Genomic DNA, 13269 nt, shown 5'->3' with positions numbered 1-13269 from the left:
ATTGGAAGGCTGTCTTGATTATGCTTTTAGTGTGAACTGCTGGATCATTTCTTTTAGAAACTCAGCCTGAGAAGAAAGTTCTTCGCTGGCCGATGCACTTTCCTCAGATGTAGCTGCGTTACTTAAAGTGATCGATTTGATATCATCGATTTGCTCATTGATGTTTTGCATTTCCCGTGCCCGTAGATCTGAAGCCTGAGAAATCAGATCGATTTGCTGCGACGCTTCTTCAATATGATCATGGATGTTTTTGAGATGCTGGCTAGTTTCATCAACGATGAGGTTTCCGGTATCAACTTTTTCAATCGATTCAGCGATCAGGCTTTCAATTTTTTCAGACGCTTTTGTCGTCCTATTGGCAAGGCTTCTCACCTCTTCAGCAACAACGGCAAATCCTTTGCCGTGTTCTCCGGCTCGGGCAGCCTCGATGGCAGCATTGAGCGATAAAATTTTGGTCTGGAAGGCAATAACATTAATCAGTGACATGATCTCAGAGATGTTCTGTGAGGTGCTGTTAATTTCATGCATCGAATCAATCAGCTTATTAATTAAGACATCACCGGAAATACTGGCTTCTTTAACAGAAGTAATTACTACATTGGCCTGTTTGGCATTAGCGGCATTTTCAATGGTTTCCTGCTTGATTTCAGCCATAAAAGTTGACAGGGACTCAATGGCAGTTGCCTGTTGATGGGCCCCGGTTGATAAAGATTGGGCTTCTTTTGAAATCTGCAGACTACCCTGATTAACCTGGCCGGCTGCAGTATCAATTTCCCCAAGTATCTGACTTAGTGATGTAGTAATCGCTTCAATAGATGTTTTAATGGCAACAAAATCGCCTTCATCAATCCCCGAAACTGTTAAATCAAGGTTTCCATTTCCGATATCATTAAGCAAGGTGGATATGTTAATAATATAGCTTCTAAGCTGGCTGATTGTGCGGTTGAGATCGCGTTTAATAATCGAATAATCTCCGGGAAAGTCCCCCTCCATCTGGACGTTGAGATTACCTTTAGCCAACTGGTGGAGTGTCACAGAAGCGGCTTCTATTGGGGTTACGATGGCATCCATGGTTTCATTGATACCAGAGATAATTTGCGCGTATTCACCTTCAAAATGGTCGACTTTTCCCCGATAGGCTAGTTGGCCATTTTTAGCATTCTGAGTCAGTGCATGGATTTCGCAGGAAAGATTATCGATAGTTTCTATCATGGCGATCAGGTTGGGATTGAGATGGTCTGAATCTGACAAAGAACCGGTTTCTCTAAGGTCATCAAGCAGAGGGATATCCCTGATCTGTCCTTTTGACAGATAACCGGAAATTTCAACCACCTGCAGCAGTTTATCCTGAACCTGATTGATTGAGGTGGCGATGGATCCGAAGATGCCATTGTAGTTTTCTGAAAGATGATCAGTGAACTGATTTACACTCATCTGATTCAGAATCCGATCTCCTTCTTTTAGAGCGGCCAGACCGTCGATACAGTTATTGATATTTTCTTTCATCTGCTCAAAGTCACCCTGATAGGTTACCGTCATTTTGGGAGGGATTTCGCCCTGACCGATTTTTTTGATCATCTGGGCGTTTTCGTAAAGTGGATTGACCAGCAGATCAATAATTTCGTTCATGCCGGTTATACAGCTCTTAAATTCCCCGGAAAAAGTTTCTCCGTTACCGCGATAACTAAGCTTGCCAGAAGCGGCAGCCTGGTGCATTTCATTAAGTTCAGCCAGCAGTTTATAAATGGTATTGGTCAAATCTATCATAGCGTAGGAAACGATGTCTTTTTCAGATAAAGGGACAATTTTGCTCGATAAATCTCCCACTGAAAGGCGGGTTAAAATAAGATTTTGTTCTTTTCGGCTATCAACCATTTTCTGGAACGATTCAACCAGGTCGCGGATTTCATCTTTTCTTTTGGTTTTAAGGGTAATATTGACATCCCCTGTCGCTAGCGCATCGGCCGCTTCTTTCACTTGCAGGATCGGTTTAGTCATTCGACGACCGATAAGAGCTGATAGTAGGGAAGAAAACAAAATAATTCCGACTGCGGCAATGATTGTAATGTTGCGAAGCTTAAATATGGGTGCAAGGATATAATCTTCATATTTGGCAACTACCAGCATCCAACTGGTATTCATAATCGGACTGACAGCAGCATAGCGGACGCGGTCATGCTGAGTGTAAGTGATAAGGCCCTCCTCACCAGCTTCCAGGGTGGACCAGTTTTGTGAAAAACTGGTCCAGGCGTCATCGTCCATAACAGACACTTGGTCATTGATATATTCTTTGCTGGGATGGGCGATAAACTGACCGGATTGCGTTAGAATAAAGCCGTACTGACGGCCGCCGTCGTTTAAATTTTCAATGAGGTCTATCAGGAAAAAAGGATCACGTTGGCCAATTAAAAGTCCGACAACAGTCCCTTTTTCTTTAATCGGAACGACTTCAAAAACAGCCAGCTGATCGCTGTAATCGGAGCTAACATCAGACATATTGCTGATTCCTGAAAAAGCACTTTGATAATAGGACTCCAGATTGGAAGAAAAACTCTCACCGGACGAAGCATAAGTGGCCAGACCATTTAAATCCATTACGGCCATATCGGTATAGTTAAGTTTGAGCGTTTGCTCGGAAAGAATTGGCTGCTGTTGAGTCCAATCCATTGAAATCATTTCCGACTGAGTCGCCAGCGTTTCCAAAGCTGACAGGTTACCGTCTATTTTTTCACTGACGTGGGCTGCGCTCTCATCAGCAAATTTCTGCAGATCTTCGTTTGTAAAGGAGATGATTGCTTCAGAACATATATAAAAGGAAATTAACCCGATTAGGGACAGGGAAATCAATAAAATCAGGATATTGAAAAAAGAGATTTCCATTATCAGACCTGGTTTTTTAAGTTTTTTTAATGATGGCTTTTTTTGTGAAAGTGTTTTTGTTGTCATTGTTAGTCCTCTTTTATTCATAAATATACGAAACAAATTATACCCTAAAAACAGCCAAGCTCAAAGGTGCTTGTGTTAAGTGAAGGTTAGGAGTTTGTAAAGAAATGGAAAGTATTCATTTTCATATAATAGATATTAATTAAGAACAGATTGACTGGTTGATTGTGATTGGATGTGCTATAATAAATTTCATACTATTTTTTCAAAAAAGGAAGAAAATGGATTTTTTAAATGTACTGCTTAAATTTTGTGTTTTTATGCTCCCGACAATTGCAATTATCTATGTAGTGACTGGGATCAAACTTTATAAAGAACATCCTGAAGAACGGTATCGTTATTTTTCCGGTTTGATGTTTTCAGCGGCCTGCTATGCAATGGGGTATTTTTTTGCTTTAAATGCCAATGATGAAAACTGGTTTTTGGCTTTTCGAAGTTTGGCCTATCTGGGTGCGATTTTTGTTCCAGCTTACGGTATTCTATTTGTATCTGCTTTTACCGAGTTGAAAAAATCTAAAGGCATGGATTTTATTTGTCCAGGGGTGTCGCTAATCGTTTGGCTTATCTATCTGACAAATCCCTACCATCATTTTGTCTATAAACGCCTTGAGATGGTGGCGATTGATGGTTTTTCCATTGCTTCAACACAGAAGTATATTGGTTTCTATCTGATTTTTTTATATTTCCTGGTCTTTATTATTTTTTCGATAGTTGTACTATTTAAGAAGTTGCGCTCAGCCAAATCGATCAGAGAAGCTAAAAACTATCGTTTTCTCTTTTGGGTGATACAATTGAGTTGGGTGGGCGTATTTATCATTCTAATGGGTCTTGACACCTATTTTGATCCTGCGGCAGTGATTATTATAATCATTTCTGGATTGATAGGGCTTAATGAGGTAAGAAATGATCTGTTAGACCTTTCGGTGAGCCGTTGGAAAAAAACAGTTGCAAGTATTGAAGAAATGGCATTATTGATCGAAGACGGTTCAGAAATTGTAGCTCATAATCAGCGCGCCGAAGTGCTGATGAAAAAATATCCTAATCAGGAAAAGTTGATTAGGATGCTGCAAAGCAGCCAAGGAAATCTAGATCTGATTATCGGCCGTGAAAAGCGTCATCTGTCAATCAGACGTTCTGCTTTTAGTGATAAGAGAGAATTTGCTTATTTTATTTTGGAAGATCATACAAAGCAGTTACAAGCAGAAATGGCGCTCAAAGAAAGTGAAGAAATGCATCGATTGCTGGTTACCCAAATGACTCAGGGATTATTAGTGATGGAAACCAGGCCGTTTAAAACTGCTCTGGGTTATGATTTGATCTGCCTTGATATTAATCCCCGTTTTGAACTGGTGACTGGATACCAGAAAAAGGAACTGGTTGGCCGATCAATTCTTAAAAATATTGAGATGGATTATCCATCACTTCGAGAAATCATATATAATGTTGCATTATTGGGCGAGCAGGTAAAAGCAGAATACTACTCGGAAAAACTCCAAAAATATTTTGATTTGTTCTTTTACTCACCGCGAAAAAATGAATGTGCAGTGGTGGCGACAGATATCAGTGAGCGAAAGAGCGATGAACAGGCAATACGTTATATTTCATATCACGATTATTTAACAGGGCTATATAATCGGCATTACTTTGAAGAGGAAATAAAGCGTCTGGATATCCCGGAATCACTTCCTATTTCGCTCATTATGGCTGATGTTAATGGGCTGAAGCTGATTAATGATTCGCTTGGTCATCGGATGGGTGATAGGTTGCTTGAAATGGCGGCAGAAATTCTTAATACTGTATGTTCCGAAGAAGGTTTTATTGCCCGGCTTGGTGGGGATGAATTTATGCTGGTACTGCCACATACCGATGTTTTTGAAGCAGAAGAAATCATTGAAGAGTTAAGAACCTTGAGCAGTTCAAAAAATGTTGAAAATTGCCAGGTATCCATTTCTTTTGGCAGCGGAACAAAGAATTCAGCTGATGAAGAAATTCTATCGGTTTACAGACTGGCTGAAAATGATATGTATCAGCAAAAACTTTATGAAAGTAGCAGTGTAAAGAATAAAACAATTCATCTGGTGATGAACATGCTGTTTGAAAAAAGCAATCGAGAGATGCGCCATTCTGAGCGGGTCAGTGAACTGTCTATCCTAATTGGAATTGCCATGGGTTTGAATCAGGATCGGGTTTCACAGCTTGGTGTTGCGGGCCTGATGCATGATATCGGTAAAATGGGGATCGAGGAATGGATTCTCAATAAAAAGGGAAGCCTTAATAATTTGGAATATGATGCGATTAAAAAGCATCCGGAGATTGGTTGTCGAATTCTGAGTTCGACAGAAGAATTTGAAAGAATAGCCAATTTTGTTCTGGAACACCACGAAAAATGGGATGGCAGTGGTTATCCTCGCGGAATAAAGGGTAGTGAGATTTCACTGGAGGCCAGAATTATCGGGGTAGCCGATGCTTATGATGCCATGACGTGTGATCGATCCTACCGGACTGGCTTATCGCGGGCAGAAGCGGTTCTGGAAATTGAAAATGGCTCAGGAAGCCAGTTTGATCCAGGCGTTGCGGAAATATTTATCAGTAAAGTTTTGCCCGAAATCAATGATTAAGTTTTAATTTGAAGTATGATTCAATTTTAAAAAAGCGGTAGAATTACCGCTTTTTTAGTAGGTGCTTATTACTTCGGAATAGGAATTAATTTTCAAAATAGTTACTTAAAGACCCTTCGGAAAAAATATGAAGCTGATGTAGAGCTCTTGTACAGGCAATATATAAAAGGCTCTTATCTTCCGGGTCGTTATAGTTTTGAACGCTGGCATCACAAAGGATAACCGCATCAAATTCCAAACCTTTTGATAAATAGATTGGCATGATAAAGATTCCCTTGAGTTCGGTTTCGATCTCGTCTCTAATCAGCTGCAGATCGAGGTCTCTGTTTAATATTTCATAGAGAGTCAGGGCATTTTTCTGAGTCTTACAAATGAGTCCGATGGAATGATAGTCCTTTTCCAGACAGCGTTTAATTTCTGCAAGAAGTAATTTTTCAAGCGTTTCACGATTGGGTGCGAGAGTAACTTGAGGCTGGTCACCACTTCGATTAAAGCTTTCGATTTGAATTTGCTGGTTTAAAAATTTTGAACTGAAATTTAAAATCTCAGTGGTACACCGATAGCTTTTATTCATTGTAGCCAGGGTGGTGTTATTTCGGTTAAAGATTTTCTCGATTTGATGATAAAAGTCCAGTCCTTCGTCTTTTTCGATGGTTTGACTGATATCCCCCAGAATGGTCAGTTTTGATTTTTTAAAAAGCAGATTCATGATTTCAAAGTGAAGAGGATAATAGTCCTGGGCTTCATCGATGATAACCTGACGGATTGCCTGATAGTCATTGCTGCCATTAATTTTAAGATAAAGATAGGCAAGGGGGGCGGCATCATCATAAGTGATGACACGATCATAAAAATGGTCACGGGTTCTAGCTATAATGGCATTTATATTCTCTGGTAAATTCAGTCCTTCCGATAAAGCATAGAAGTTTTTCTTATCTTTAAAAAGGTTTTGATAAATACTTAATATATTAAACTCCGCAAAAGACATCAGGGTTTTCATCAGCTGTTCATTGGGGTGAAAATTACGTCTATCAAAGATGCTCTCATCAATAAATTCTTCAAGATACTTAAGTCTGGTTTTTAATGGAGTATCAGTATTTTCAAATAAACGACGCTGTACCTCCTGCTTGGAGACGATGCAATCTTTTTTAAAACGAATTTCTCTGATTTTCATCCATTTTTCGGGGATTTGAAGAATCAGTCGATCGAGAATTTCCATAAAAATATGTGAGCTTTTAAAACTTAGGCTTGTTCGCATTAAATCCCGATGCTGATGATCGGCCAGAAGGTTTTCCAGATATGCGAATTTGGGCTCGATGGTTTTTTCATCCAAAATAAGCGAAAGAATTTCATCAAAAACGGAGGTGACCACATTTTCCTCATCCAAATCGGGAATAACACTGGAAATATAGTGCTCGAAAACCTTGTTTGGAGAAATAATTAAAATATTTCGGGCATGAAGTTTGTGGGTAAGGCCCTGATACATCAAATAGGCTGCCCGGTGCAGAGCAATAGAAGTTTTGCCGCTGCCGGCTACCCCTTGAATAATCAAGACCTGGCTGTTTAAATCACGAATAGCCACATCCTGTTCTTTTTGTATGGAGCGAATGATGGTTTTCATTTTAGCCGCGGTATTTTGTGCCAAGAGGTTTCTCAGGAATTCATCAAGAACCTGTACATCTGAATCGAAGTAATACTCAAATTCTCCGTCTTTTATTTCGTATTGGCGTTTTAGGGAAAGCACGCCTTCGATTGTGCCAATAGGTGCTTCGTAATGAGCTGGACCGGTTGAGAAACGGTAGAAGACACTGGCGATGGGAGATCTCCAGTCAAAGATATACATTTTATAGGTGTCTTCATCTTTTAAGGAGGATTGGCCGATGTAAAAAGAATTAGCTGTATCCTGATCGCTGAAGCGAAAGTCGATTCTGGCAAAATATGGATTTTGAATAATTTTTTCCAGTCGTTTGATATTCTTTTCGCCGGCTTCAAAATCGGCAAGCTTTTGGTTGATGGGATTGATCGTCTGGCTGAGTTCAATCAGGGCCTCATAACTGTCAGAGTTCCACAGATTCCCAATATTATGGGCGGTGTTTTCTCGGACTTCCTGTTGCGCCTCTTTAATAGCAGCCATATTTTCTTCATTCTGTTTTCGTGCTTGTAAAAGCTGTTCTTTAGCCAGGTTTGTAGTTGTATTAAATTGTTCGACTTCTAAGCTTAATTGACTTTGATTGTTTTTCATATTATATTCACTTTCAGTGTTGTAACTTTTGTTTAAAATGCCTGTCCATAAGCATGAGAATTGTTTTAGAAACTTACTTTGGTTTGCACTGCAGTTAATCAAAAGTATAATGATTACTTTAGCATAAAACAGGGCTATACAACAGTCTTTAATTAAATTTAATTTAATGATACAATAAAAGTGCAAGGTAAGGTTTGATAGCTTATATAAAGATAATAGCAATACCCTCATATAAAAAAAATCAGTATAATTCAAAAGAATTATACTGATTTAAAAGGGGGTTATCCTTACAGTTCCATTTTACGGAAGCTGAACAGGTTACTATTTAATGAGCTCCTGGCTCATTTTGTCGATTGCCTCATCAATTGCAGCGTTAACGCCAGGGAATGATTCGATTGGCAGTCCTGATGTCTGGCAAGGAATGAAATATTTATATCCGTTTGCTTTACATGATTCTTCAACTTGTTTTGCAATCAATTCAGGTGTCCATGTTGGGAAATCTACCAGACCACTGTGCAGCCCGCCCATGAATGTGATGTCTTTTCCGTGTTTTTCAATAACAGCAGGAATGTCATTTGTGTTCATAACGCCCTGCCATACATCAATACCCATTTCGATCATATAAGGAATAAGGGTAGCAGCATAAGAATCACTATGATGCATAATGACTTCGACACCGTTATCTTTCCAGAATTTGTAAATCTTTTTATACGACGGCAGTAGGAAGTCTTCAAACATGGCTGGTGACATAAAAGTAGATATCTGGCTACCCCAATCATCGTGATGAAGAATTGCGTCCACCTTTATATGTTTCAGGTATTCTTCAGCATAGCGGAGTTCATAATCTGTTAAGTATTCAATTAATTCTTCCATTGCTTCTGGTTCTTCATAAAAAGACATTAAAGCATCTTCAACACCCATCAGATGATGAGTCATTTCAAATAAACCTGGTGCTATAAAAGCAGTAACAAATTTGTCTTTTCGATCAATTGATTCTGCATGAGCTACAGCAGCTGCCCAAGCTTCATCTGAAGTTTCAATTGGAGGCGCGATAACAACTTCTTTCCATTTTGTGATATCTTTTAACACGCGATGCTCATCATCGTGTACGGGGAAGGAACCTAATTGGCCTTCGGGCCAGCTAAAAGTGATGCCCCAGGCATTTTTAACAGTCTCACCAGGCATTGGCATAGGACCTGCCATTGGTGCTGCCATAATAATCTCAAATGCTTCATATTGTTTAACGAAACGATCAGGATTCCCACCTTTAAGCGTTTCCATCATATTTTCTCTTTTTGTTAACATTTTGTTCTCCTTATGTTTTAGTAATAAAAGATGGCATACCTTTAAAAAACATCAGATATGCCGACGATCTTTCCTTAAAGTGTAGCTGTTTTTTTATGCACCAATCAGTTCTTTAGCTTTAGCAGCAGAGCTACCAGCATCTGGAGCGTATCCATCTGCGCCAATTTCTGCAGCATATTCTGGTGTTACAGGAGCGCCACCAACGATTACTTTCATATCAGGATAAGCAGCTTTTACAGTCTGAACTGCTTCTTTTAAAGCTGGCATTGTAGTAGTCAACAGACCTGAGCAGGCAACTAAAACTACATTATCGTTTTCTTTAACCGCTTCAACGAATTTTTCAGCTGGAACATCAACACCCAAATCTACCATATCAAATCCTGAGCTTTCAAGCATCATAACAACCAGGTTTTTACCGATATCATGCAGGTCTCCGGCAACTGTTCCCATAATACAGGTTCCTAAAGAAGTAGAATTTTCACCAGCCATAACCGGTTTTAAAATATCTACGCCTTTTGACATTGCTTTAGCAGCAATCAGCATTTCTGGAACGAAAATTTCACCAGCTGAGAATTTTTCTCCGACAACGCCCATGGATTCAATCATGCCATCCAGGATTTCCTGGGCAGCTACGCCTGCGTCCAAAGCAGCCTGTACAGCAGCTCCTACTTTTTTAGATTTTCCAGTTTCTACCAGTGTTTTTACTTCTGCAATTGTTGACATATTCTTTCTCCTTAGAATTTAATTTTATTTTTTATCTTTGTGTGTGCAAAGACTTTTCTTAACAAACTTCTATTAGAACATATAATTTAAGCTGATGCTGCTTTCAATTCTGAATTGCTGTTAAAATCGCAAGTGTACAAGGCCGCAGCAGCCTGCGAGATTCAAGGGTCTGAACCCTGGTCATTGGTCGGGACGGTGAAAGTTATTATTTTACAAAAATACCTTCGCGGAAAGCGCCAATATATTCCATACAGTACTCATCTTCACCCATCATGGCTTCAGTGGCAAAAAGCATTCCCATCATGTCCTTGTTTAGTGGATCCAGGATGAAGGAGTCCATGCCAGCGTTCATTGCTAGCACGGCAAAAGCCTGGTTGGCAATTCGACGAGCTGGCAGGTTGAAGGAAATATTTGAAACCGCACCGGTGACATGAATAGTCGGGTAGGCTTTTTTAATTTCACGGATAACTTCAGTAACCATATTAATGCCATCTTCAGAGGTACACAGCATTTCAATCAATGGATCGATGTGCATACGGGATGGATCAATGCCATATTCTTTACATTTAGCCATAATGTCGTGGAATACATCCAAACGGTCTTTAGCTGTTTTAGGAATTCCTTTATCGCTGTTTAACAGAGCAACACATTCCCATTCGGTATCAGCCAGCGCTTTAAAAGCCGCGTCAATTTTGTCCCCTTCCATGGAAACTGAATTGAATAATCCCGGTTTTTTGCAAAGTTTCATGGATTCAATACAAGTGAAAACATTAGGGCTGTCCACAGCAATAGGGGTATCTACCGCTTCCTGTACGATATCAATTAACCATTTCATGGTTTCCATCTCAATGTCATCATCCACTGATGCACAGACGTCGATATAGTCTGCGCCTGCTTCGGCCTGTTTAATGGCCAGGTTCTTAATGAATTCTGCATCTTTAGCAGCAATAGCTTTGGCAGTAGACGGGATCGCACCGTTAATTTTTTCGCCAATAATAATCATGTTAGCCTCCAGATAATCAATTTACAAATTCGTTTCATGTATACTTAAAAATAGCTGTTGTGCACAGGTTTAGTTTAGCATTATTGTAAAGGAACGTCAATAATTAATTTAAATATATTTAATATTTTACAAATAGCATAATAGATGGGTTATATAAGGAGATGTAGATAATAAATAAAATGCATATAAAATTAAAATGATAATCCTTTACATTCCTCGAATTATAGCACTTCAAAAAAATGTCTAAATTGGAGTTAGCGTTGTTGCTTGTTAAAGACCAATGGTCAAATTGGTTAAATAAAAAACAAAGACGGTATTTACGATTCTATATTCTATGGATTTCAAACAATCATTTTAGGAACAATTTTCATATGCGATTAATTGTGTTCTATAAAAAGAAGTGATTAAAATTAAATGAAAATAAAAGCACCCTAAAAGAAGATGAAAGAAACATCTTCTTTTAGGGTGCTTTATGAAGATAAAAATGACATGAATGTAGGACTTAACTATTTAAGTGCTAGAGCAACCGGGGTAGGGTTACTCAGATTATCGCTGATTGGACAGCGAGCTTTCACTTCTTTTGCCCATTTTTCGATTGCTTCAGAATCGATATCACAATCGGGTATGAGAACTACGTCAATACTCTGGAAACCTGGTCTTTCAGCATTGGAAACACCCATTAGGTTATCCGTGTTGATTTCACCGCGCATTTCAAGTTTAAGACCCCTAAGCTCAAAATTCATTTCTTTTGCAACCAGATGGCCGACAACATTTAAACAACCGGCAAATGCTCCCAGTAGATATTCTACTGGACTCAAGCCTTCGTTTGTGCCACCAAGAGTGTCGGGTTCATCGACAATGAAATTAAAACCTCTTGCTTTTACCGTAGTTTTAGTAGGATTTTCGCTGTTGGCGCGAACACAGAACTTTGCACTTGGCATAATAATTAGCATCCTAAAGATTAATATAACAATATATTAGCATAGCAAATAAAATATTGTCAACGCCAATTTCAAGTGATTTACAGATATAAAATATGTTATAATTAAATCACACTAGAAATAGTCAGCTTTAAAACGAACCAAAACAGGGGGATAACATGTTTGAACTCGAAAATTGTGCAGCCTTTATTGCCACTAATGCGGCTAAAATACTGGCAGAAGCATTTGAGAATATATTAAAAGAAGTTGGAATTACCCGGGCTCAATGGTCGGTTCTTTATTTTCTTGGTAAAACTGAAAGCAATAATCAAAAAGAACTGGTTGCTTTTTTGAAGACAAAGCCATCATCGACCACGCGCCTTCTGGATCGAATGGAACGTGACGGTTGGATTATGCGACAACTAAATCTCAACGACCGCCGAGAAATGATTTTACTGCTGACGCCTAAAGGTCAGGAAATAAGAAATCAATGTTTGCCATTAGGGCAAGAATTCAGCAATCAAATTACAAAGGATATTAGCGAAACTGATTTGCAGACTTTTTATCGAGTTTTTGATCAGCTGATCGCTAATGTAAAATAATTTGTATAGTTTACAAATACCTTCTGAATATATGAAATTTGTTGAAATAAAAGCTTAATGAAATGAGCTTTACCATTGTTGCAATCCTTTACATACTGTCGTATAATTATATTGAAAAGTATATTCTAAGGAGGATCGTACAATGAAGTCTAAAATTCAATATTTAGCTATTCTATCGGCTGTTATGTTATTAATAGGTTTTGAGCCAGTTATTATTCAAGCGTCTGAAAATCCAAGCGTTTCCTATTGTGCTCACGTCGAGAACTTTGGATGGCAGGATTACTCATCTCAGGGTGAATTATCTGGGACAACTGGCATGGGTTTCAGACTTGAAGGAATCCGAATTGCGCTAAATAATGGTGGTTATGATCTTGGTCTGGAATATCAAGCGCATATTCAGAATATAGGCTGGGAAGTGGATGCAGGTAAAAGCTGGAGAGAGTCCGATGAGTTTTCGGGTACTGAGGGTCTAAGTTATCGATTAGAAGCAATTCAAATTAAACTCATTGGTTCAGATGCAGATCAGTTTGATATTTACTACAGAGTTCATTCGCAGAATATTGGTTGGATGGGTTGGGCTAAAAATGGTGAGTCATCAGGTACTGCTGGATATGGTTACCGTCTTGAAGGGATTTACATTATAATAGTACCAGCAGGTTCTAGCGCTCCCGGTAGCACAGATAATTATTACATAGATAAGGATGACTCGAACGACGATTCGTCAGATGACTCGAACGACGATTCGTCAGATGACTCGAACGACGATTCGTCAGATGACTCGAACGATGATTCGTCAGATGACTCGAACGATGATTCGTCAGATGACTCGGATGATGATTCATCAAATGATTCGAACGACGATTTTATGGACATCTCAAGTATAAGATAAAAGTTTATGATTATTCGTGTTGTA

Annotated in this window: 9 protein-coding genes; 3 read left to right on the top strand and 6 right to left on the bottom strand. The window is 39.0% G+C overall.

The features are described 5' to 3' along the window. Positions 1-18: 18 nt before the first annotated feature. Positions 19-2946 (bottom strand): methyl-accepting chemotaxis protein, encoded by a 2928-nt coding sequence (locus Q5O24_12535; protein ID WKY47178.1) that lies wholly within the window; start codon positions 2944-2946, stop codon positions 19-21. A 218-nt stretch (positions 2947-3164) separates the two neighbouring features. On the opposite strand from Q5O24_12535, the gene Q5O24_12530 reads away from it, so the two are divergent. After that, positions 3165-5561, top strand: a complete 2397-nt coding sequence (locus Q5O24_12530) for a diguanylate cyclase (GenBank protein ID WKY47177.1) — start codon at positions 3165-3167, stop codon at positions 5559-5561. Between the two features lie 85 nt (positions 5562-5646). Here the strand turns inward: Q5O24_12530 and Q5O24_12525 are convergent, their stop codons facing one another. The 5 genes from Q5O24_12525 to Q5O24_12505 all read right to left on the bottom strand — a co-directional run bounded on the left by Q5O24_12525 (position 5647) and on the right by Q5O24_12505 (position 11775). Further along, positions 5647-7803 carry an AAA family ATPase gene (locus Q5O24_12525; GenBank protein WKY47176.1) on the bottom strand — a complete coding sequence of 719 codons (2157 nt, stop codon included), beginning with the start codon at positions 7801-7803 and terminating at the stop codon, positions 5647-5649. Positions 7804-8124: 321 nt separating this feature from the next. Further along, a complete protein-coding gene (locus tag Q5O24_12520) occupies positions 8125-9108 on the bottom strand; it encodes a uroporphyrinogen decarboxylase family protein (protein ID WKY47175.1) in 984 nt (327 codons plus the stop codon). A gap of 93 nt (positions 9109-9201) precedes the next feature. Further along, positions 9202-9831, bottom strand: coding sequence for a corrinoid protein (locus Q5O24_12515; GenBank protein ID WKY47174.1), 630 nt, complete (start codon positions 9829-9831; stop codon positions 9202-9204). Positions 9832-10036: 205 nt separating this feature from the next. Next, positions 10037-10834 (bottom strand): methyltetrahydrofolate cobalamin methyltransferase, encoded by a 798-nt coding sequence (locus Q5O24_12510; protein ID WKY47173.1) that lies wholly within the window; start codon positions 10832-10834, stop codon positions 10037-10039. A 506-nt stretch (positions 10835-11340) separates the two neighbouring features. Continuing rightward, positions 11341-11775, bottom strand: coding sequence for an OsmC family protein (locus tag Q5O24_12505; protein WKY47172.1), 435 nt, complete (start codon positions 11773-11775; stop codon positions 11341-11343). A gap of 158 nt (positions 11776-11933) precedes the next feature. On the opposite strand from Q5O24_12505, the gene Q5O24_12500 reads away from it, so the two are divergent. Beyond that, positions 11934-12356, top strand: coding sequence for a MarR family transcriptional regulator (locus Q5O24_12500; GenBank protein WKY47171.1), 423 nt, complete (start codon positions 11934-11936; stop codon positions 12354-12356). Between the two features lie 142 nt (positions 12357-12498). Continuing rightward, a complete protein-coding gene (locus Q5O24_12495) occupies positions 12499-13245 on the top strand; it encodes a hypothetical protein (GenBank protein ID WKY47170.1) in 747 nt (248 codons plus the stop codon). Positions 13246-13269 lie beyond the last annotated feature (24 nt).

The organism is Eubacteriaceae bacterium ES3 (assembly GCA_030586155.1).
Taxonomy (GTDB): Bacteria; Bacillota; Clostridia; order Eubacteriales; family Eubacteriaceae; genus Acetobacterium.
This window is presented reverse-complemented; position numbering and strand designations above follow the sequence as displayed.